Here is a 17756-nt window from a genome sequence, read left to right on the forward strand (position 1 = left end):
CCTCAGGAGGCGATGGTCACCGCGGCCGTGCGTGCGGCAATCGGAGCGAACACGTCCACGGGATTGGTCTTGCCCTTGAGGGCCAGCCCCGGTCGGGCCTCGAAATCGCCTTGGTACCTGGTCAGTTGACTCACCGTGGCAGCCGTGAGCAGCACGGTGTCGCCAGTCTGGCGGGTTGCCGATTCCACCCGGGAGGCGATGTTCACCGCATCACCGATCACAGAGAACTCCAAACGACCTGCGCCACCGACATTTCCGGCCACCACCGGCCCGGAGTTCAGCCCGACGCCCACCGACAGCGTGCCGCTGAATTCGTCGCGTACGGCGGAGGCGATCTGTAATGCCGCGTCGAGGGCGTCGTCGGCGTGACGGTCCTGGTGTCGGGGCGCACCGAAGACGGCCATGAGGCCGTCGCCCGCGTACTTGTCGACGTGGCCGCCGTGCCTGTGCACGATCGGGACGATCCGCTCGAACAGCCGGTTGAGCGTGGCGACCACCTCGGTGGGCTGCAACTGCTCGGCGAGCGCGGTGAATCCGCGGACGTCGACGAACATCAGCGTGACGTCTACCTCCTGGGCCTGTACCGACCCGGATGCGCGCAGAATGTGTTCGGCCACATCGCGATCCACGTAGGTGCCGAAGGTGTCGCGGATGCGTTCCCGTTCGGCCAGGCCCGCCGTCATCGTGTTGAAACCGGCTTGCAGTCGCCCGATCTCGCTCGCGTCGTCGACCTCGACCCGTGCACAGAAGTCACCTGCCTGAACCTTGGCCAGGGCTCGGCGCAGCGCGGTGACACGTTCGGTGACCGACCGGATGGCGACCAGGATCGCGAACAGGCCGACCACGATCGCCACCGCCACGAGGATCAGGATCGCGGCGAAGGTGCGTTGGGCCCGGAAACCGACGTCGGCGAGGTAGCCGACCGCCAGTACGGCGACGCCCAACAGCGGAACCCCGGTGGCCAGCAGCCAGGCCATCACCAGCCTGCGCCCGATCGGCGGCCCGATTCGCCGGTCGGGAGCGGTGCCGTCGAGGGCACGAGCCGACACCGGTCGCATGACCCGTTCGACGATCAGATACCAGACCGCGCTCGTCGAGATACCGCCCAACGCCACCACACTGAAGATGTACACCGCGGTAGCCACCTGCTGACCGAGCGCCAGCGAGCCGAAGATCACCGCGCCGACACCCCACACCGCGGCCGACAACCGCACCGCCTCCCCGGAGGCGCCCAGCGTCATTCGCTGTTCCCGCGGGGTGGGTCGGCGGCCCTCGCTGAGCCAGGCGGTTCCGGCGGCGAACCGGTGGCGCCGTACCCGCATCATCACCGGGACCGCGACGGCCAGGAACACGATGAGTACGGCGCCGCCGCGCGTCAGCAGTCGCTGGGTGTCCGTCGGGCCCAGCACGATGGGGGCCGCGAAGGCCAGGAAGGCGCCGACTATCCCGACGCCACCGGCGCTGACCACCGCCGCACTGACGACCCAGCGCCTGAAGGTCTGATGACGAAGTTCGGCCCCGACGTCGCGGGCCATGACGTCGCGGGCGACAGCGACGGGCTTCCTGCGCTGGGACAATCCGTGAACGGTGGCGTCCATGAGCTCAGCTTGCGCGCATAACCACAACCGTCACTAGGGTAGTCGGCTACCTGTCTGCGGCCGATTAGTCTGACATCAGACGCACGAGCGGAACGAGGGGACGCAAATGAAGGTAGTGCTCGGGTATGACGGGTCAATGGCGGCAACCGCGGCGATCAACACCGGTGCTGCGCTGTTCCCGGCCGCCGATGCGGTCGTCGTCTATCTGTGCACGCCACCGTTCGGCAGCAAGGGTCTGCGGGCCAGATTGCGGCACTCCGCGCGCAACGTCGACGAGCTGATCGATCTCGTCGACAGCGAGAGCGAGGGTGAGGCCGCGCGACTGGTCGACACCGGCGTGATCCTGGCCCGGGCCGCCGGCTGGAACCCCGAGGCGCTGGTCAAGCGCACCTGGGCCGGGGAAGGTCTGGGGCTGGCGCAGGTGGTCGAGCAGCTTGAGCCCGATGTTCTGATCGTCGGCGCCCGCGGCGCAGGCGCGAGCGACTCGAAGCTGGGCAGCGTGTCGGATCTGGTGGTGCACCACTCACCGCGCGCGGTGCTTGTGGTGTCCCAGAACATGATCGCGGCCGAGTACGACGCGGTGGCCGACGGGCCGGTAGTGGTCGGGGTCGATGGCTCTGCAGGTTCCGATCGGGCGCTGGCCGCGGCCGGTGCGTTGTTCCCCGACCGTGAGGTGATCTCGGTCGGGGTGGACGACGGCAGTGCGGTCGACCTCGCCGCTGCCCAGCCCGGGCATCGCGTGCCGAGGTTCCGCGGATCCGGCGCCGGTGCCACCGCCGACGCACTGGTGGCTTTTGCCGACGATCAACGGGCCAGTGTCGTGGTGGTGGGCTCGCGCGGGCGTTCGGCGCTGAAGAAGGTACTACTGGGCAGCGTGGCGGGCACGACCCTGCAGCGCACATATCGGCCGGTTCTGGTGGTGCCCGGCGGCTGACGGCGGCCGCGCGCTCATCCCGCTGTCTTACCTGCGTCGACGATGTAGACCGCACCGTGCACGGCGGCGGCGTCGTCACTGGCGAGGAATGCGATGGTCTTGGCGACATCGGCCACGTCCATCATCCCGCGGGGCGCGGCGATCCTCATGATCAGGTTCCAGTCGGCGTTCTCCGGTGCGGCGAACTCGGTGGTCTGCGGGGTCAGCATGCCGCCCGGGCACACCGCGTTGACGCGGAGGCGCTCCGAGGTGAACTCGATGGCCAGGGCACGGGTCAGCCCGACCAGTCCGTGCTTGGCCGCACAGTATCCCGCCGAGTACACCTCGCCCTCGATGCCTGCGATGGAGGCGACGTTGACGATGTTGCCGCCGGCCTCCAACAGATGCGGTAGCGCCGCCCGGCACAGGAAGAACGGCCCGTTGAGGTTGACTGCGAGGTCTTTGTCCCAGTCCTCGTCGGTCACCGAGACGGTGTGGCGCATCTGGTGGAACCCCGCGACGTTGATCAGTGCGTCGAGCCGGCCGAACTTCTCGAGGCACTGCGCCACCGCGTCCCGGCAGGCCTGCGAGGTGGAGATGTCCACCGGGGCATACGCACCGCCGGGCACATCCTCGAACACCGTCGCCATCCGTTCCGCATCGCGGGCGACACCGAATACCTTTGCCCCACGTGCGGCGAACAATTGGGCCACTGCCGCGCCCAGTCCCGATGAGGCGCCGGTGACCAGCGCGACCTTTCCATCCAGAGCAGTCATGGCTCACACCTTCTCACGGGGCCCGGACGGCGGAACCGCGGCCAGCAGCGTGCGGGTGTAGGGGTGCTGCGGGACGCATCTGCAGGTTCTCATCCGGTTGCCGCCAGGTGGGCCGGACTGAAGTGTCCCTACCCATACTGGTGACGGCGCTGATGAAGACTGCGATACTCACCCATTGTGACCTTCAAGCGCATGGCCGCAGCAGCCGTCCTGACAATCGCCGCCGCGACGGGGCTCGGTATGGGGTCGGCGAGCCCGGCCCACGCCGAGCCGGTGATGCAGGGTGTTTTCAACTACACGCAGGAAGGGGTGGGTCACGAGACCTGGTCCATCTACCCGTCGTGCGTCCCGACGGTCGGCGATCTGCGCGAGCCTCTCGAACTGGCCGTGGCGTGCCGGCTGCACGTGGCAACCACCCGCGGCACCAAGGGCGGCGACGCACGGCTGACGGGCGGGCAGTGGGTCTACTCAACTGCGGTGCCCGACGGTCTCCAGTGTGCGAATGGAGACTTGGAGCCGACCAAGGAGACCTACAAGTTCGACGACGTCACGCTGACCGGCACCCGCAGCGTTTCCAACAACGAGGCCTGCGGCGGCACCCTGGCACCGGCGATCCACACCTTTCCGTTCACCTTGAAATACGAGCGGCCGCTGCCCATTCCGGTCGATGTCTATCCGCTGGATTGCCAGTCCTGGGGCCTGCGCTTGTGCATCTGAGCGGTGCCGTTCCGCTGATCGACGGCAAGGTCGTCGACATCACCGGTCCGGGACGCACTGACCGGTTCGGGGTGACCGCCGCCGATCTCGGTGCGTCGATCATCGCGCCCAACGGCAAGTTGGTGTCGGTATTCGGGGACACGTTCTCCGGCAACCGGGTCGGACAGGGAGATTGGCGCTCACCCGTGGTGCTGATCGGCACCGGCGACGCCAACCACGAGATCGTCTACGAATCCGCTGGGGGAGCAGACCCCGAGTACGCGCGGCAGCTGTGGCACTATCTCCACGACGACGAGGCATCCGGGTGGCGGCGCGGTGGCATCAGCACCGTGATCCCGTCGGATCTGCTGCGGGTCGGCGACTCGCTGTACTTGCACGCCATCGTCAATCACGGCTTCGGGACGGTCATCTGGACCGAGATCTGGCGCTCCGACGACAGCGGGGTGTCATGGACACACCTGGGTGAAGAGGCGAAGTTCCCGGCCGATCTGCACGACGGCCATGCCCAATGCTGGTCGTGGGACTTCGATCCCCACGACGGCTGGGTGTACGTGGTGGCAACGGGTTTTCAGCGTGACAAGGGCATCATCCTGATGCGCGTCCGCCCCGATCAGATCGGCCGACGGTCGCAGTACTCCAGCTGGGGGTTCGTCAATGGACGGTGGCAGTGGGGCCGTCAGGCCACTCCGATCACCCCACCGGACGAGACGTGGGGTGAGTTGACCTTCCGCCGCACCGCTCCGGGCAGATGGGTCCTGGGCGGATTCCTGGCGTCGTCATACGCACTGGGCTACCGGGTGGTGTCCTCCCCGGTAGCCAACATGTACACCACCGCGGTGCAGACACCGATCACCGGATCGTCATGGGACGCCGAAAACCATGCGGACGGCAAGGTAGCCCAGTTGTACGGCGGCTACCTGCTGCCGGGCTCACGCTTCGGCATCACCGGTGGTATCGGACTGGTGGTCTCACAGTGGCGAACCGACACCGGATGGCCTTACCGGGCAATGCAATTCAAGGCGAAGCTGAAGGACACGTCCAAGAAGCCGCAGCGGCCGGACCCGACCAACCTGTGAATGATCAGGCGGTGAAACCGCCGTCGACGTTCCAGTTTGCTCCGGTGACGTAGCCCGACTCCGGGCCGGCCAGGAAGCTCACCACGGCCGCGATGTCGCTGGTGTTCCCGTAGCGTCCCAGCGCGACGACTCCCTTTGCCGCCTCGGCGAATTCGCCCTGATCGGGGTTCATGTCGGTGTCGATCGGACCTGGCTGCACGTTGTTGACCGTGATCCCGCGCGGGCCGAGTTCGCGGGCCAGGCCGCGGGTGAGCGAGGCGACCGCTCCCTTGGTCATCGCGTAGGCCGACAACCCCGGCTCAGGTACCCGGTCGGCGTTGATGCTGCCGATGTTGATGATCCGTGCGCCCTCGCCGAGGTGCGCCACCGCGCTGCGGATCGCGGCGAACACGCCGCCGATGTTGACCGCCACCAGCCGGTCGAATTGCTCTTGCGGAAAGTCGTCGATCGGTGAAATCACGGCCACGCCGGCATTGTTGACCAACACGTCCAGACCGCCGAGTTCCGCGACCGCCTGCTCGACCGCATTCGACACCTGCGCCGGATCGGCACTGTCGGCCTGGATCGCGACGACCTTGGCGCCTTCTGCGCTCAACTCGCTGACCAGCTTGTCGGCCTCGGCGGCAGAGGCCCCGTAGGTGAAGGCCACCGCGGCGCCGTCGGCGGTGAGCCGTCGCACGATCCCTGCTCCGATTCCGCGGGATCCGCCGGTCACCAGTGCGCGTCGTCCGGCCAAAGTCGGTGTGTTCATGATGTCGGCCCTCCGCGGGTGTTTCGACGAAAGCGAATGATGTTGAGGTCAAAGCTGATCGCACGGTGATGATTCCCGATGTGACCGGTATCACCTATGGTGTGGGCGTGAGAAAGCGCGTCGTGCTCTGGGGCACCGGTTTTGTGGGCAGCATGGTGATCGCCGAGATCGTCAAACATCCCTTGTTCGAGCTGGTCGGCGTCGGCGTCAGCAATCCGGAGAAGGTGGGCCGCGACGTCGGCGAGATCTGCGGGCTGGGCGCGCCGATCGGTCTCACCGCGACCGACGATATCGACGCGCTGATCGCCCTGAAGCCCGATGCACTGGTCCACTACGGGCCGACCGCCGCCCACGCCGACATCAACATCGACGTGATCACCCGATTCCTGCGGGCCGGTGTCGATGTCTGTTCCACCGCGATGACCCCGTGGGTGTGGCCCAAGATGCACCTCAACCCGCCCAATTGGATCGAGCCGATCACCGAGGCGTGCGAGGCCGGTGGGGCGTCGTGCTTCACCACCGGGATCGACCCCGGCTTCGCCAACGACCTGTTCCCGATGACCCTGATGGGCCTGTGCTCCGAGATCCGCCAGGTGCGGGCCTCGGAACTGCTGGACTACACCAACTACACCGGTGACTACGAATTCGAGATGGGCATCGGCAAACCGCCCGAGCACCGGGCGCTGCTCGAAAACCGAGACATCTTGATCTTCGCCTGGGGCGCAACGGTTCCGATGATCGCGCACGCGGCAGGCATCGAGCTCGACGAGATCACCACGACGTGGGACAAGTGGATCACCCCCGACGAACGGAAGTCGGCCAAGGGCGTCATCGGAGCCGGCAACGTCGCCGCCGTGCGGTTCACGATCAACGGTGTCTACCGCGGCGAGACCCGGATCCAGCTTGAGCACGTCAACCGGATCGGCCCGGACGCCGCCCCGGACTGGCCGTCCGGAAACGACAACGACGTCTACCGGGTCGACATCGAGGGCACCCCGAGCATCTCTCAGGAGACCGCGTTCCGGTTCACCGACGGCTCCGGTCGCGATGCCGCCGCCGCGGGCTGCCTGGCCACCGGCCTGCGCGCGCTCAATGCCGTACCCGCGGTGAATGAACATTTGCCAGGCTGGGTGACACCGCTTGATCTACCACTGATTCCAGGGTTTGGCACTATTCGCTAGGTAACGCACGCCCCGTCAAACGAGATGGACTACCGGATAGGGTTCTTCTCGAAACGGGGTGACATGGCTGACGGGATCGGGTTGTCGATCGGATCGACAAACCTCACAGCGGTAGTGGTGGGACGGGCCGCGGTGACGCGGTCGCCGGTGCTGACGCTCTTCCCGCATCGGGCCGCCGAGGTGGGGGTACCCAGCGAGAATCCCAATCTGAACGAGCGCGGTCTGATCCTCACCGACTTCGTCGAACGGGTGGGGGATCCGGTCGGGATGCTCGCCCCCGACGGCTCGTCGCACCGGGGCGAGACCCTGCTGGCCGACGCCTTGGCGGCGCTGCTGCGCACGCTGACCGGGGGTCGACCCCCCGCAGATCCGATCACCGTCACCCATCCCGCGCATTGGCGGCCCAACCAGGTCGAGGCGCTGCGCACCGAACTGGCCGCTCTCGGCGGTTTCGGCGATCCGGTGCTGGTGCCCGACGCGGCGGCGACGCTGGTCGCACTCCAGGACAACCCGGGGGTGCCGACGCGCGGCGTGATCGCGGTATGCGACTTCGGGGGCAGCGGCACCAGCATCACCCTGGCCGACGCGGACAACGGGTATCAGCCGATCGCCCCGACCATCCGGCATTCCGACCTGTCCGGTGACTTGATCGACCAGGGACTGCTCACCCATGTGGTGAACGACCTGTCCGCCGCCGGGTCGATCGATCTGGCCGGCACCTCGGCCATCGGCTCGCTCGGCCGTCTGCGCACCGAATGCCGGCGCGCCAAGGAACGGCTGTCCACCGAATCCGTCACGGCCCTGGTCGCCGAACTCCCGGGGCATCGCAGCGACGTACGGCTGAACCGCAACGAACTCGATGACGTGATCGCCCAACCGCTGCGCGAGTTCATGTCCGTCCTTCAGGGTGCGATAGAACGCACCGGGTTGCGCCCCGGTGAACTGGTGGCGGTGGCTTCCACCGGCGGGGGCGCCCGGATTCCCGCGATCACGACGACGCTGTCCGAACACCTCCGACTGCCGGTCATCACCGCGGCCCAGCCGGAGTTGACCCCGGCCATCGGCGGTGGCCTGATCGCGGTGCGTGGCACCGTGGACGACGGCAGAACAGCGATGGCCCCGGCATCGGCGGCAGCCCCGCCGACACAGGCCGCGGCCCTGGTGGCGCCCGAGCCTCCGGCCGCTTCGCAGGCGCTGGCCTGGTCCGATGCCGAGAACGTGCCCGACGTCGCGCCGGTCGACGATTACCGGGCCGAGGAGTACGGCGACGATTACGGGGCCGACTTCGACACCGGATTGGACGCCGCAGGTGGACGGACCACGGCGCGACCTCGACTCGAGTTCGGTGATCGCGAGCCGACCGAACGCGACGAGATCGCCGCCCGGCCCTGGTATCGCCGCCGGCCCGTGATCCTGGGTACCGCGGCCGCCGCCGTGTTGGTCGCCGTCCTGGCGGCGTTGGTGACCGTCCTGGGGAGCGACGAGCCCACCCGGCCGGCGTCCACCTCCAAGGCGGTCACCTCGACGACTGCGGCCCCGGACGAGCAGTCGCCTGGCGTGCCGGTCGACGGACCCGTCACCGACCAGGCGCCGCAGACCGTCACCCACGAGCCGCAGGCCCCGCACACGGTGACACAGACCGTGGAGCAACCCGCCCCGGAGGCTCCACCGGTGACGGAGGCTCCGCCGCCCGCCGAGACGCCTCCGCCTCCGACCACCGAGGAGCCGCCGACGACGACGCAGGCCCCGCCCACCACCACGCAGGTTCCCGCCACCACGCCGGCGCCCACGACCACGCCGGCGCCCTGGAGTCCCACCGCGCCGTATCCGACGATCCCCGGCCTGCCGTGGGTTCCGGCGCCGGGTGGCGGTCACACTGGGGGCTGACAGTTCGGGCCGGGGTACGGACTAAGTGCAGCAGTTCGGATCGAGAACCACGCAAAGCGCTTGCAGGGCTTCGGGTTTGACGCGGTGAAAGACATTCATGCCGCGGCGATCGGATAGCACCAGCCCAGCCTTGCGGAGCTGTCCGAGGTGGTGGCTGACGGTGGACTCGCTGAGGCCGAGTGCGGTGGCGAGGTCGCCGCTGGTCTCCTCGGCGTGGACCGAGCTGAACAGTAGCGACATGATCTTGACCCGCATCGGATCGGCGAGTGCCTTGAGTCGCATCGCTACCGCAAGGGCATCGTCATCGCTGATCGGGCCTGCGGCCACCGGGGCGCAGCACACCGGAGCGGACATGTCGATCACGGGCAGCGCCTTGGGCATGAAAACCATCCTGCCATCGATATTGACATATATCAAAAAGGTGGCATTCTGAGCGTGGCGCGTCAATTCGATATATGTCTCATCTCTGGTGGAGGTCGCTCATGTCCCGTGTCCAACTCGCCCTGAACGTCGATGATCTCGACGAGGCGATCACGTTCTACTCCAAGCTGTTCAACACCACCCCGGCCAAGGTCAAGCCGGGCTACGCCAACTTCGCGATCACCGAGCCGGCGCTCAAGCTGGTGCTGTTGGAGAACCCCGGCAAGGGCGGCACCATCAACCACCTCGGCGTCGAGGTCGACTCCAGCGAAACCGTGCATGCCGAGATCGCCCGCCTGACCGGCGAGGGCCTGTTCACCGATGAGGAGATCGGCACCACGTGTTGCTTCGCCACCCAGGACAAGGTGTGGGTGACCGGCCCCGCCGGTGAGAAGTGGGAGGTCTACACGGTGCTGGCCGATTCGGACACGTTCGGCACCAGTCCGCAGCATCTCGACGATGCGGCCGAGGGGGAGGGCGGGGTGTGCTGCGGCGGCACCGCCGCGGGCACTGCCGAAGCGAGCCCGCCGGCCGACGTCCAGACCACCTCATGCTGCTGAGCGCGGGACACGATCGTGGTATCTCCGGTCACCGATGACGCACCGTCGTTGTGGACGCGGGCAGACTTTCCGGACGAGTCGGAATGGTCATTCGAGCTGAGCGACAGCGTCCGGCAGGCACTGGTCGACCATGGCAGAGGTGGCTCCGGGGCCGATCTGGCTCACCAGATCGGCCCCGAAGCCACCCGGTGGGCGCAGCTGCTCAACGACGGGCCGGGATTCGTGCGCCTACGCAACTTTCCCATCGACGCCCTCACCGAGTCCGAGATCGAGCGCGCCTACCTCGGGTTGGGGTCTGTGCTGGGAACGCCGGTCGGGCAGGACCGCGACGGCAACATCATCACCCACATTCGCGATGAACGCATCCCCGCCGGGCCCAATGTGCGCAAATATCGGACAAACCTGCGGCAGGATTTTCACAGCGACGGCTCCGACCTCGTCGGGCTGCTGTGTCTGCACCCAGCCAAGGCCGGCGGCGAGTCCCGGATCGTCAGTGCGCACGCGGTTTTCAACGAGATGCTCCGCCGCGATCCGCACCTGCTCGAGGTCATGTATTCACCGATGCCCTGGAGTCGCAACGGTGAACAAGGTCCGGGTGAGGCACCGTACTTCGAACTGGCACCGATCACCGACATCGACGGAACACCGCGCATCTTCTTCATCGCCTGGTATATCCGCGACTCGCAACAACACCGCGCGGCGCCCCGCCTGACCGAGGATCAGCTCGCCGCGCTGGCACTCGTGGAGGGCATCGCCAACGATCCGCTGTTCCATATCGAGATGGAGTTCCGGCCCGGTGACGTGCAACTGCTCAACAACACCACCGTCCTGCACTCGCGTGAGGCCTACCTGGACGATGACGATCCGGGGCTGCGGCGCCATCTGCTGAGGCTGTGGCTGACATCGGACGTCCCACAGGCCAATGCACTGCTCCGTGGGGGCATTCCTGCGCGCAACGCCGACTAGCTGCGAATGCGCCACTTGCCAGACGGTATCGATAACTGTCAATATCGATGTATGTCGAATTCAGCGCCCGGGTCGGAGGCCGGCCAGGATTGTTGCCCGCCGGTGACGTTGCTACGCGAACCGCTCACCGCCGAAGCCGCCGCCGCCATGGCGGTCAAACTCAAGGCCCTGGCCGATCCGGTTCGCCTGCAACTGTTCTCGGCGATCGCCAGCCACACCGGCGGTGAGGCCTGCGTGTGCGATATCTCGATAGGAGTGCAGGTCTCACAGCCGACGGTGAGCCATCACCTCAGAGTGTTGCGCGACGCCGGCCTGCTGACGTCGCAACGGCGCGCGTCGTGGGTCTACTACGCCGTGGTGCCCGACGCGCTCGCCGGCCTGGCGGTGCTGCTCGAAGCGACCGGCGCTGACGCGGCGGCAGGAGCGACGGCATGACCGACACGACGACGTCGGCGACTCCGGTCGTCGGCAAGCTCTCCACCCTGGACCGCTACCTGCCGGTCTGGATCGGGGCGGCGATGGTCGCGGGCCTGCTGCTGGGCCGATGGGTCCCGGGTCTGAATATCGCACTGGAAAAGGTTCAGATCGACGGGATTTCGCTGCCGATCGCCCTCGGCTTGCTGATCATGATGTATCCGGTACTGGCCAAGGTCCGGTACGACCGGCTCGACACCGTCACCGGCGACCGCAGGCTGCTGCTGTCCTCGCTGCTGCTGAACTGGGTGCTCGGGCCGGCGTTGATGTTCGCCCTGGCCTGGCTGTTGCTGCCCGATCTGCCCGAGTACCGCACCGGGCTCATCATCGTCGGGCTGGCCCGCTGCATTGCCATGGTCATCATCTGGAACGACCTGGCCTGCGGAGACCGCGAAGCCGCAGCCGTGCTGGTCGCGCTCAACTCGATCTTCCAGGTCATCATGTTCGCCGTGCTGGGCTGGTTCTACCTGTCGGTGCTGCCCGGCTGGCTCGGCCTGGAACAAACCAGCATCGACACCTCACCGTGGCAGATCGCCAAATCGGTACTGATATTCCTCGGTATTCCGTTGCTCGCGGGATATCTGTCGCGCCGACTGGGGGAGAAGGCCAGAAGTCGCGAGTGGTATGAATCTGAGTTCCTGCCCAGAATCGGGCCGTGGGCACTCTACGGGCTGCTGTTCACCATCGTGGTTCTCTTTGCGCTGCAAGGTGATCAGATCACCAATCGGCCCCTGGACGTGGTTCGCATCGCGCTGCCGCTGTTGGCGTATTTCGCCATCATGTGGGGAGGCGGCTATCTACTCGGAACCATGCTCGGTCTGGGCTACGAGCGCACCACCACCCTGGCGTTCACGGCGGCAGGCAACAATTTCGAGCTGGCCATCGCCGTGGCGATCGCCACCTACGGCGCCACTTCCGGCCAAGCTCTGGCCGGGGTGGTCGGACCGCTGATCGAAGTGCCGGTCCTGGTCGCTCTGGTCTACGTCTCGCTGGCGCTGCGCAAGCGGTTCAGCCACCACACCGCACCGCGTCGGAGTGATCGGCCATGACCGACAGCCCTGACGGGAAACCCACCGTGCTGTTCCTGTGCACCCACAACGCCGGCCGCTCCCAGATGGCTCTCGGCTATTTCACCCACTACGCCGGCGAGCGGGCCGTCGCCTGGTCGGGTGGATCTGAACCAGGCAACGAGATCAACCCCGCCGCCGTCGCCGCCATGGCCGAGGTCGGCATCGACATCACCGGCGAATACCCCAAACCCTGGACTGACGACATCGTCCGAGCCGCCGATGTCGTCATCACCATGGGCTGCGGGGACGCGTGCCCGATCTTCCCGGGTAAACGCTACGAGAACTGGGACCTACCCGACCCGGCCGGTCAGGGTCTCCACGCCGTACGTCCGATCCGCGACCGGATCGACGAGCAGGTCCGCCGCCTGTTGGCCGAACTGAATGTACCCAGCACCTCGTGACGACGAAAACCCACGGAGCCAAGCGAAGTCGGTCATGACCGCCGGACTACCTCAGCGCGGAACCGAGTCCGTGTTGCCGTTGCACGGCGGGCCCCACAGGCCGCGATGCGCTTGTCTGGCTTCATTCGCGGCGGCGGCGATCGCGTCATATCGGACGACAGGGCGACGATCGTAGACATACGCATGGGCCATCCCGGCTCTCGCGGCTTCCACCGAGTAGTCCCAGCCGTCGGCGCGGACCAGGTAGCCCAGGGTGCGGTTAACTGCAGTTGGATGATCCACGTGGTGCGGCTGTGCAGGCTCAACTTGTCGGCCGGTGCGTTTAGTCTCCACGCAGATTGAACTTCCGGACCAGGGGCTGTGATGGATGACGGGATCGAACCGAGACTTGTGGAGGTTCTCGATGTCCCGAGGCTTGGTGCGGTCGTTCGCGGCAATGCGGGCTCGTTGCCGTGGCGTTTGGTCGACGAGTCGGGTGCCGGCGTAAACCACGTCAATCTGTGGTTGGCCGACCTGTTCGCGTGCGACAACTCGCCTGCGACGCTGCGCGCCTATGCGTACGACCTACTGAGCTGGAGTCGTTTCCTCGGCGCACTGCAGGTTTCGTGGACTCAGGCAACGCGGGGCGAAGTCCGGGACTGGGTGAGGTGGTACCGGTGTCGCGCGAACCCGCAACGACGCCGCGGATCGAGTGCGGATACTCATCGGCCGACCCCAGGTTCTGTGAACGAGCGGACGGGCAAGGCCTACCTGGAGTCTTCCTACGCGCGGTCGTCGATGAATCGCAGACTGTCGTCGCTCAGTGGCTTCTACGAGTTCGCCCTGGAGTCGGATCTCGGGCCGCTCATCAACCCGGTACCGAAATCGCGCGACGATCTCACTCGACTCGACGTGCACCGCCAGCACTTCGATAACCCGCGCCCCCAAAAGCGCGCGCCTTATCGGCAGAAGCTAGTGGAACGTGCGCCGCGCGCGCTCAGCGACGACCTGTACGAGGAGGTATTTGCATCGCTGAGAACAAACCGCGACCGTGCCATTGTCGCTACGGCGATCTCCTCTGGTTTACGCGCCAGTGAACTGCTCAGCATGCGGCGGGGGATGCTCCATGCCGCCGACCAAACCGCCGATGTAATACCCAAGGGCGGGAATGGAAGTCGTGTCATGGTCCGTATCAGTCCCACTGCGTATCTCTGGATCGCCCGGTACCTTGCTGAGCGCCCCGTGGGTCCGCCTGAAGAGCCAGTCTGGCTGACATTGCGCGGCACACCGCGGCCGCTGAGCTATTGGGCAATGCGACAGATCCTTGAACGCAGCAACGCGCTGCTGGGCTCCAACGTCACGATGCATGACTTCCGGCACACCTTCTGCATGCGTCTCGCCCAGGACGAGAACATGACCATCGCGGAAATGCAGGAGCTGATGCGGCACGCGTCGATCGCCAGCACCACACGCTACCTGCGACCCACCGTAGCCGAACTCGTCGACAAACTTGATCAGCACTGGAATAGACCCCCGTCACCGCAGCCCACGCCGGCGAAAGGCTATGCGGCAGAAGATCTCCAAGTTCTTTTCGGTCGGGCATTCTGATGGCGCGGGTGCTCACGCGTGCCCAGTCGCTGGCGAGTTCGTCTGCGTTTGCCAACCATCCAGTCGAAGTACTGCCTTCGCTGTCCCCGACGCCCGAGGACCATCCGTGGTTCGGAAACACTGTCACCTGCGCCGAACGTGAACGCATCATCACTGCGGGACTTCCGCTCGTGATGGCACGGATGAGTGAGAAGTACCGCAGCGAGGCAGTAGCCCGCAGCGGTGCACGGCTCTGGCTGAGTCGCCTATTGGACTGGCTGGATGGCTTTGTCGGCGACAGTTATCAAGACCGTTGGATCGCCAGCGATTCCGATCGCCAGCCGAAGGCGTGGTGCCCAGCCTTATCAACCGGATCGCATACACGGCTTGGGGCAAGGCTGTCGATCAACGCACTCATAATGCTGGGGGTCATTCGTCCCGGCCATGACTGGTTGATCGAGAACAAGCAGGCGCGGTTCTACCGTGACTGGACGACCACGCACGAACCGAAGGCGTGGGATCGCTACTTCGCCGCCGCGGAGCACGAGGGCGCACCGGAAGTGAAGAAATGGCGAACCGCCACCCACCTGGTACGTATCAGCATCTGCAACGGGCTGCCAATCACCGAGCTGCACAGCCAGCATGTGTTGGCCTACCGAGACTTTCTCGTCTCGACCGGCAGGATGCCGGGGGATCTTCTCGCCATGTGGCACTACGGACGCCGCGGCGGACTGTTCGCCGGTGAAGCCGACGACCTGCGGCACTACCTCATCGCCAAACGTCTCAGTCCCACCGAACTGGTCGACCGCTTCAATGTGCGAGCTCCCAGCGTGCGAGGACTGTTGATCGCCTACCTCGCCGAGATCGCCGTCGGTCAGGACTACGCCAGCCTGGACGGAACCAGCCGAAACCTGGTGAAGCTGTTCTGGAAACCGATCGAAGACGCCAACCCCGGCATCGACACAATCAGTTTGACGAAGGCCCAGGCATCCGCCTGGAAAGAGTGGTTGCGCACCAAACCGGATGGGACTCCGCGCCGGCACGCCGAGAGCATTCTGGGAGCGGTCCGCAGCTTCTACCTCGACGTGGCTGCCTGGTCCCACGAGGATCCCTCGACGTGGGCCCATTGGGCTGTCTCATGCCCGGTCAGCATCCGCGACGTCCGAGGCCAGCAGAAGCGCCGGGCCCAGCGGGCACACCGCATGCATGCCCGCACCCGCACCCTCACCCCGCACGTCGATGCACTCGTCGCTGCAGCCCGGCGGGCGTACGTGCAAGCAGCAGAGCTGCAAGCGGTCGCGACGACAGCGCCGTTCGGTGAACCGTTCGCCGTGCACGGGAGCACCTACATCAAGCACACACCGGGCAAGCGGGCCGACCGAGTGCGCATCCATGTTCTGCAGGATGGATCGGAGAAGCGGGTTGACATCCACTACACCGTGACACGGGCCTTCATGACCTGGACGATCATCGAGGTGTTGCGCCACACCGGTATCCGGATCGAAGAGATGCTGGAGCTGACCCATCTGAGCATCAAGCAGTACCGCAAACCCGATGGCACCGTGATACCGCTCCTGCAGATCGCACCGAGCAAGACCGATCAGGAGCGGATATTTCCCTGCAGCCCGGAGTTGACCACCACCTTGGCGCGACTGGTCGAGTTCGTCAGCATCGATGGCCGCGTTCCGCTGTGCTGCCGAATCGACACACAGGAACGCCAGGTGTCGGCGCCGATGCCGCATCTGATCCAGATCCGAGAGGGTGGACGGTCGCGGGTAATCAACCAGTGCACGGTCCGAAAGTGGTTATCAGAGCTGGCCAACAGCATGGCCTTGAAGGACGCTGACGGTACTTCGCTGCATTTCACGCCACACGACTTTCGCCGGATCTTCATCACCGACATCGTCAACGCCGGGTTCCCGATCCATTTGGCCGCAAAGATGGTGGGCCACAACAATATCGAAGTCACGCGCGGCTACACCGCGGTGTATCAGAAAGATGTCTTCGAGGCATATGACCGGTTCATCGACAACCGTAGACAGGCACGGCCATCGGCCGAATACCGTGAGCCCACCCAAGCCGAATGGGACGAGTTCGTCGAACACTTCGGCCAGCGCCGGATCGCGCTCGGCAATTGCCACCGCCCCTATGGATCTGACTGTTCCCATGAACATGCCTGCATCCGGTGCGATTTCTGCGAGGTTGAACCGGCCCAGGCCGCAAGGCTCGATGAGATCCGTGACAACCTTCGCCTCCAGGTGGTCGAGGCCCAAAAGAACCGGTGGCTGGGCGACGTTAACCAATTACGCCTCACCATTGAGCACGCCGACCGCAAGGCGGCGAGGCTGGCAGCCCTCACCGAGGCGGCCCCGGTACTCCTTGCCGCGCACACGTCCTGACGCGAGCAGTAAGGGACCGTCCTTCTGACAGCTAGGTGCAGCAGTTGGGGTCGAGGACGACGCAGAGTGCCTGCAGGGCTTCGGGTTTGACGCGGTGAAAGACGTTCATGCCGCGCCGGTCGGAGATCACCAGCCCGGCTTTGCGGAGCTGGCCCAGGTGGTGGCTGACGGTGGATTCACTCAGGTCGAGCACCGCGGCCAGATCGCCGCTGGTCTCTTCGCCGGGGCGTGAGCTGAACAGCAGCGACATCATCTTGACCCGCACCGGGTCGGCGAGCGCCTTGAGCCGCATCGCGACCTGCAGGGCATCGGCGTCGCTGATCGGGCCCGCGGCGACCGGGGCGCAGCACACCGGGGCGGACATGTCGATCACGGGCAGCGCTTTGGGCATGACCCCATCCTGCCACCTGTCTTGACATATATCAAAAAGGTGGCATCCTGAGGTCGACGCGCCAGTTCGATATATGTCTCATCCCTAGTGGGAGGTCCATCATGTCCCGTATGCAACTCGCCCTCAACGTCGATGACCTCGACGAGGCGATCACGTTCTACACCAAACTGTTCGGCGTCGACCCCGCCAAGGTCAAGCCCGGCTATGCCAACTTCGCCGTCGCCGAGCCGCCGCTGAAGCTGGTGCTGCTGGAAAATCCCGGTAAGGGCGGCACCATCAACCACCTCGGCGTCGAGGTCCAATCCAGCGACAAGGTGCACGCCGAGATCGCCCGCCTGACCGGCGAGGGGCTGTTCACCGATGAGGAGATCGGCACCACGTGTTGCTTCGCCACCCAGGACAAGGTCTGGGTGACCGGGCCGGCCGGAGAGAAATGGGAGGTCTACACGGTGCTGGCCGACTCCGACACCTTCGGCACCAGCCCACAGCACCTCGACGATTCCGCCGACGGCGAGGGTGGGGTGTGTTGCGGCGGAGCCTCCAAGGAGGCTGACCCCGCCGCAGCGTCCTGTTGCTAGCCGATCGCACCTGCCGCGGCCGTGGTCACATG

Annotated in this window: 18 protein-coding genes and 1 pseudogene; 13 read left to right on the forward strand and 6 right to left on the reverse strand. The window is 66.0% G+C overall.

Going from position 1 to position 17756, the window contains the following annotated elements; all coding sequences use genetic code 11:
* Positions 1–2: 2 nt before the first annotated feature.
* Positions 3–1598, reverse strand: a complete 1596-nt coding sequence (locus tag G6N44_RS00805; protein WP_235682906.1) for an adenylate/guanylate cyclase domain-containing protein — start codon at positions 1596–1598, stop codon at positions 3–5.
* 106 nt (positions 1599–1704) lie between these two features.
* Between G6N44_RS00805 and G6N44_RS00810 the strand changes: the two genes are divergently transcribed.
* The gene (locus G6N44_RS00810) at positions 1705–2532 is read left to right on the forward strand and encodes a universal stress protein (RefSeq protein ID WP_163660292.1); all 828 of its coding nucleotides are present in this window, start codon (positions 1705–1707) and stop codon (positions 2530–2532) included.
* 14 nt (positions 2533–2546) lie between these two features.
* Here the strand turns inward: G6N44_RS00810 and G6N44_RS00815 are convergent, their stop codons facing one another.
* Positions 2547–3287 (reverse strand): SDR family NAD(P)-dependent oxidoreductase, encoded by a 741-nt coding sequence (locus G6N44_RS00815; RefSeq protein ID WP_163660294.1) that lies wholly within the window; start codon positions 3285–3287, stop codon positions 2547–2549.
* A 177-nt stretch (positions 3288–3464) separates the two neighbouring features.
* On the opposite strand from G6N44_RS00815, the gene G6N44_RS00820 reads away from it, so the two are divergent.
* Both G6N44_RS00820 and G6N44_RS00825 read left to right on the forward strand, forming a co-directional pair.
* Positions 3465–4004 carry a hypothetical protein gene (locus G6N44_RS00820; RefSeq protein WP_372508217.1) on the forward strand — a complete coding sequence of 180 codons (540 nt, stop codon included), beginning with the start codon at positions 3465–3467 and terminating at the stop codon, positions 4002–4004.
* Entirely contained in the window at positions 4001–5080 is a 1080-nt protein-coding gene (locus tag G6N44_RS00825) for a glycoside hydrolase family 183 protein (protein WP_163669447.1), read from the forward strand. Before G6N44_RS00820 ends, G6N44_RS00825 begins: the two co-directional genes overlap by 4 nt.
* A gap of 4 nt (positions 5081–5084) precedes the next feature.
* Here G6N44_RS00825 and G6N44_RS00830 read toward each other — a convergent pair whose 3' ends face one another.
* Complete coding sequence (locus G6N44_RS00830) at positions 5085–5831, reverse strand: 3-oxoacyl-ACP reductase family protein (protein WP_163660297.1); 747 nt, start codon at positions 5829–5831, stop codon at positions 5085–5087.
* 68 nt (positions 5832–5899) lie between these two features.
* Between G6N44_RS00830 and G6N44_RS00835 the strand changes: the two genes are divergently transcribed.
* Positions 5900–7012, forward strand: coding sequence for an NAD(P)H-dependent amine dehydrogenase family protein (locus G6N44_RS00835; RefSeq protein WP_163669448.1), 1113 nt, complete (start codon positions 5900–5902; stop codon positions 7010–7012).
* Positions 7013–7075: 63 nt separating this feature from the next.
* On the forward strand, positions 7076–8899 hold the full coding sequence (locus G6N44_RS00840) for an Hsp70 family protein (RefSeq protein WP_163660299.1): 1824 nt from the start codon (positions 7076–7078) through the stop codon (positions 8897–8899).
* 21 nt (positions 8900–8920) lie between these two features.
* Here G6N44_RS00840 and G6N44_RS00845 read toward each other — a convergent pair whose 3' ends face one another.
* The gene (locus tag G6N44_RS00845; RefSeq protein ID WP_163660301.1) at positions 8921–9280 is read right to left on the reverse strand and encodes an Rv2640c family ArsR-like transcriptional regulator; all 360 of its coding nucleotides are present in this window, start codon (positions 9278–9280) and stop codon (positions 8921–8923) included.
* Positions 9281–9381: 101 nt separating this feature from the next.
* Between G6N44_RS00845 and G6N44_RS00850 the strand changes: the two genes are divergently transcribed.
* From G6N44_RS00850 to G6N44_RS00870, 5 genes and pseudogenes are all read left to right on the forward strand, one after another.
* Positions 9382–9879 (forward strand): ArsI/CadI family heavy metal resistance metalloenzyme, encoded by a 498-nt coding sequence (locus G6N44_RS00850; protein WP_163660303.1) that lies wholly within the window; start codon positions 9382–9384, stop codon positions 9877–9879.
* 15 nt (positions 9880–9894) lie between these two features.
* Positions 9895–10845: a TauD/TfdA family dioxygenase gene (locus G6N44_RS00855; RefSeq protein WP_163660305.1), complete on the forward strand. Its 951-nt coding sequence runs from the start codon at positions 9895–9897 to the stop codon at positions 10843–10845.
* A 51-nt stretch (positions 10846–10896) separates the two neighbouring features.
* Complete coding sequence (locus G6N44_RS00860) at positions 10897–11280, forward strand: ArsR/SmtB family transcription factor (protein ID WP_163660307.1); 384 nt, start codon at positions 10897–10899, stop codon at positions 11278–11280.
* On the forward strand, positions 11277–12368 hold the full coding sequence (arsB, locus tag G6N44_RS00865) for an ACR3 family arsenite efflux transporter (protein WP_163660309.1): 1092 nt from the start codon (positions 11277–11279) through the stop codon (positions 12366–12368). The genes G6N44_RS00860 and arsB overlap by 4 nt, the downstream gene beginning before the upstream one ends.
* Before the next feature lie 11 nt (positions 12369–12379).
* Positions 12380–12790, forward strand: a pseudogene (locus G6N44_RS00870) (arsenate reductase ArsC); the annotation flags it as partial.
* A gap of 51 nt (positions 12791–12841) precedes the next feature.
* On the opposite strand, the gene G6N44_RS29340 reads toward G6N44_RS00870, so the two are convergent.
* Positions 12842–13072: a thermonuclease family protein gene (locus G6N44_RS29340; protein WP_235682908.1), complete on the reverse strand. Its 231-nt coding sequence runs from the start codon at positions 13070–13072 to the stop codon at positions 12842–12844.
* An 81-nt stretch (positions 13073–13153) separates the two neighbouring features.
* Here G6N44_RS29340 and G6N44_RS00880 point away from each other — a divergent pair, with 81 nt between their 5' ends.
* Positions 13154–14377 carry a tyrosine-type recombinase/integrase gene (locus G6N44_RS00880; protein WP_013470144.1) on the forward strand — a complete coding sequence of 408 codons (1224 nt, stop codon included), beginning with the start codon at positions 13154–13156 and terminating at the stop codon, positions 14375–14377.
* A 398-nt stretch (positions 14378–14775) separates the two neighbouring features.
* Positions 14776–16755 carry a tyrosine-type recombinase/integrase gene (locus G6N44_RS00885; protein ID WP_099962892.1) on the forward strand — a complete coding sequence of 660 codons (1980 nt, stop codon included), beginning with the start codon at positions 14776–14778 and terminating at the stop codon, positions 16753–16755.
* Between the two features lie 31 nt (positions 16756–16786).
* On the opposite strand, the gene G6N44_RS00890 is transcribed toward G6N44_RS00885, so the two are convergent.
* Positions 16787–17146, reverse strand: a complete 360-nt coding sequence (locus G6N44_RS00890) for an Rv2640c family ArsR-like transcriptional regulator (protein ID WP_003887760.1) — start codon at positions 17144–17146, stop codon at positions 16787–16789.
* A 101-nt stretch (positions 17147–17247) separates the two neighbouring features.
* Here G6N44_RS00890 and G6N44_RS00895 point away from each other — a divergent pair, with 101 nt between their 5' ends.
* Positions 17248–17724: an ArsI/CadI family heavy metal resistance metalloenzyme gene (locus G6N44_RS00895; RefSeq protein WP_013470142.1), complete on the forward strand. Its 477-nt coding sequence runs from the start codon at positions 17248–17250 to the stop codon at positions 17722–17724.
* Positions 17725–17756: the final 32 nt, after the last annotated feature.

It is taken from the genome of Mycolicibacterium alvei, assembly GCF_010727325.1.
GTDB lineage: Bacteria > Actinomycetota > Actinomycetes > Mycobacteriales > Mycobacteriaceae > Mycobacterium > Mycobacterium alvei.